Annotated in this window: 1 pseudogene; it reads left to right on the plus strand. The window is 57.8% G+C overall.

Annotated elements, in window-relative coordinates:
* Positions 1–88 precede the first annotated feature (88 nt).
* A pseudogene (locus K2184_RS28950) lies at positions 89–1,109 on the plus strand (IS110 family transposase).
* The last annotated feature ends 251 nt before the right edge of the window (positions 1,110–1,360 follow it).

Below are 1,360 nucleotides of genomic sequence, written 5' to 3' on the forward strand. Positions count from 1 at the left end.
GTAGCCCGATGTGATGGACACCTCCCCCTTACGGCATCAAAGTGCCAGACTGAGGTGTACCTACAGTTAACTGGAGGAGGTGTCCATCATGAATATTAAACGTATTGGTCTCGACCTGGCAAAAAATGTCTTCCAGATACATGCCGTGGATCACCGTGAGCATGTTGTCCTTCGTAAAACCCTGCGCCGTGACCGCATGGCGGCCTTTTTCACCCAACTCTCACCGTGCCTTATCGGTATTGAAGCCTGTGGCTCTGCCCACTACTGGGCCCGGGAGCTGACCCGTATGGGGCATACCGTACGCATTATCCCGCCCCGGCTGGTTAAGCCTTATCTTAAAGGCCAGAAGAATGATGCCAACGATGCCGAAGCTATCTGCGAGGCTGTCAGCCGCCCCGGGATGCGCTTCGTGGCGATCAGAACGGAAAGGCAGCAGACGCTGCAGGCGGAGCACCGCGTCCGGGCCAGACTCATCCGTGCCCGGACAGCCCTGAGCAATGAGATACGGGGTCTGCTGGGGGAGTTCGGTGTGGTGTTGCCAGCGGGAATAGCGCAACTGCGTAAGGCGCTACCGGAGATAGTGTCGCAGCAGGTGCAGTGGGATGAGTGTTTTATTCGTCTGCTGTGCGAACTGTCAGAAGAGCTGCAGGGACTGGATGAGCGTGTCGCCCGCCACGACAGGCGGCTTCAGCAGTCAGCACGGGATGATATCCGGATAAAAAGGCTGCTGGCGATAGAGGGGATGGGTCCGGTGGTGGCCAGTGCCCTGGTGGCTGCAGTGGGTGATGGCAGACAGTTCAGGAGCGGCCGGGAAATGGCGGCTTATCTGGGGCTGGTTCCGCGGCAGCACTCAAGCGGAGGAAAGGCGCGACTGGGCCATATCAGCAAGCGGGGGGACCGCTACGTGCGGACGCTGATAATCCATGGAGCGCGGGCAGTGCTGAATGCGTGTCAGAATAAAACTGACAGGCGCAGCCAGTGGTTGCAGGGGGGTGTCGGAGAGACGAAACCGGAACATCGCGACGGTGGCGCTGGCGAACAAGAATGCCCGTATAGCATGGGCGCTGCTGAGTCGTGAAGAGGATTACCATGGGATAAAAGAGCAATAACCTGCCGTAAGGTTGCAGCCAGAGAAGCGAGATGAGTAACAGGTAAGACCAGCATCAGTCACTCCGGCCTGGCCGAAGGCTCCCTGATAAGCAAAGCCGCTAGCCCGAATGGAAACAGATGCGCAGATAACATCATGGCCCGGATACGACGGTATCGTAAGAGAGGCCGGATATACGAACGCAACTTACCCCGTTACACAAAATGCAGAGATGGCTTGCATAACGGGAGGTGTCCATATACGGCAAGGCGC

The organism is Klebsiella sp. K5-306, assembly GCF_051835185.1.
Taxonomy (GTDB): Bacteria; Pseudomonadota; Gammaproteobacteria; order Enterobacterales; family Enterobacteriaceae; genus Klebsiella; species Klebsiella oxytoca.